Origin of the sequence: Streptomyces sp. NPDC006655, assembly GCF_040703965.1 — a bacterium.
Lineage (GTDB): Bacteria > Actinomycetota > Actinomycetes > Streptomycetales > Streptomycetaceae > Streptomyces.
The window spans coordinates 1-2,265 of record NZ_JBEYJU010000235.1 but is presented as its reverse complement, the minus strand read 5'-3'; the positions used below and the strand labels follow the sequence as shown (position 1 = coordinate 2,265).

Sequence of the window (2,265 nt, the reverse complement as noted above, 5' to 3'; positions counted from 1 at the left end):
GGCCCCGAAGGGGCCCAAAAGAGGGGCCACGCCGCCAGGCGTGTCCACGGCCCGGTGCCGACGGCACCGGCCGACGAAGGAGGCCGGGGCCGGCGAGCACGCACCGGGCCACCAACACAGCCACGCCGCCAGGCGTGACCGCTACCGCCGCCGAAACGACGGCGGCCCCGCCCCCGAACACACCGGGGCGGGGCGGTCGTTCGGACGTCACCGGCGGTTGCGGCGGCGCTGGAAGCGGAGGAACAGGCCGAGCACGCTGCACACGACCAGGGCGGGGATGAGCTTCTGGAGTACCCACCAAACGCCGTCCAGGCCGAGCGCGCCCCCGACGATGAAGGCGGCGATGCCGACGATGACCGCGAGACCGATGCGGCTGCCGTCGTCCTGCTGGTCGCGGTTGCGGTTGCGGTTCATGGTGACGCTCCTGTCGGTTGAAGGTTCGGGGTGGGGTGCCGGGAGGGGGCTGCCTCCCCCTCCCGGCACGGCGTCTACTGCTCGTCGGTGAGCTGGTCCTGGCCGGACTCCTGGGCCGTCTCGGTGGCGACCTTCGCCGCGTGCTCGGTGCCGTCGTAGGAGACACCGTCGATGATGGCCTGTTCGATCGGCGTGACCTGGTGCCCCAGGGAGGCCAGGACCGCGAGATACGCGCCCAGACGCTTCCGCGTGTACTCGCTCGGGCCCTGACTGTCCGTGCGCCACGCCCGGTTGTCCTTGTGGCCGGTCGCCTTCTCGTAAGAGGCGACGACCGCCATGAACGGGAACAGGAACAGCCTGCGTGCGTCGGCCTGCGCCACGATGTCGGGCATCATCGTGCCAGCCCTGGACGCGTCGGCGATGCCGAGCCAGTCACGCAGCAGACGGGAACCGTCCTCGTGGGTAATCCCGCCCGTGGCGAGATCGTCACCGCGAAGTGCCGACTCAGCGGCGAACCTCCCCATGATCACCTGGGCGTCCTTGGGGAACGTCTTGCGGGTCATCCACTGCTTCAGCCACTCCCGGCGGACCTGCGTCGCGGCCTTGTAGTGCTTGTTCCCCTGGATGGTCCGCTTCAGGACGGCCTTGTCCGGCTTCCCCGTGGTGCTGCTGCTGGCCGAGTAGCTGTAGACGGTGTGGTCGTTGAGGGCGGGGTTCAGGCAGTACGCCGTCCAGTCGTTGTCGTACTGGCCGGGGGCCATGGCGTGGCCCTTGCACTGGGTGTGTTCCTCGTCCTTGATCCGCTTCCCGTCGTGGGTCCGGAGCTTGTCCACCGGCGTGGCCTTCTCCGGCAGGTTCTCCCGGGAGTCGATGACCGTGATACCGGCGGCCATGAGCTCTTCGCGCTCCTTGGCCAGCTTCGCCGCCTCCTCCCGCTCGTTGCGGATCCGACGGACGGCCCACTTGAACGTGCCCTCCTTGGCGGCCGTCGCCAGTTCGGCCAGGACCTCGGGCTCTCCCTCGAACTCGGCCAGGTCGGAGAGTTCGTCGAGCGTCCATTCGTAGTCGACGGACTTCGCGACCTCGGCGGTCTTCGTCGCGCCGCCCACCTTGACGGCGGTCTTCACGTCCTTCTGCGTCCAGCCGGTCTCGGCCGCCATGCGCTTGGCGTCGGCCCCCAGCTCGGCCGCGCTGAACAGAGCCGCCGCCTTCTCCCGGGTGGTGAGCCCTTCGCGCTGCTCGGCAGTGGTCACCATGTCAAGGAACTGTCCGGCCTCGTCCTCTGCCCGGTCGTCGTCGATGACCACGGGGGCGGTCGGCCACTTGTCCTCGATCATGACCAGGAGTCGGCGGTGTCCGTCGATCACCTTGTAATTGCCGTCGGGCATCGGCGTGACCAGAAGGGGCGTCCGCAGACGCTTCCGGATGCTCCGCCGGAACCGGTCGGTGATCTTCAGGTCTTCGCGGACGTTGCCGGGGTGGCTGATGAGCTGGGAGAGGGGAACGTCCTCCGAACGGAAGGTGATGGCGGTGGGCTGCTCGGTGGCGGTGGGCTGTTCGACGGTCTCGGTGCTCACGTCGTCGTGCTCCCTGGTGTTGAAGGTTTGGGGCTGTCGTCCGGGGGCTGCCTCCCCCCTTCCGACATCACTAATTCTGCCTTATTCTGGGGTGGAAGTCCACCCAGGACACCCCACCAGGGGAGTGACCTGCACCACATCTATCCGCAGGTCACGACCGGTCTCGCCCCCGCACCCGCCCGGCGGCCTCCGCCACAACCCACCCCGGCGGGGGCTCCCCTCGGTCGGTCGGGCAGCGCACGCCGCACCGCCGGTTCTGCGGGGGCTGCCAGGC

Annotated in this window: 2 protein-coding genes; both read right to left on the bottom strand. The window is 69.3% G+C overall.

The genetic code is table 11. The annotated features are described in order from the left end of the window. Positions 1-207 precede the first annotated feature (207 nt). Positions 208-414, bottom strand: coding sequence for a hypothetical protein (locus AB0958_RS44955; protein WP_366896266.1), 207 nt, complete (start codon positions 412-414; stop codon positions 208-210). Positions 415-488: 74 nt separating this feature from the next. Next, positions 489-1,991: a ParB N-terminal domain-containing protein gene (locus AB0958_RS44950; protein ID WP_366896265.1), complete on the bottom strand. Its 1,503-nt coding sequence runs from the start codon at positions 1,989-1,991 to the stop codon at positions 489-491. Between the last annotated feature and the right edge of the window lie 274 nt (positions 1,992-2,265).

Bases quoted from the DNA above. Each gene is read 5' to 3' on its own strand.
- AB0958_RS44955 (WP_366896266.1), bottom strand. From the start codon at position 414: ATGAACCGCAACCGCAACCGCGACCAGCAGGACGACGGCAGCCGCATC.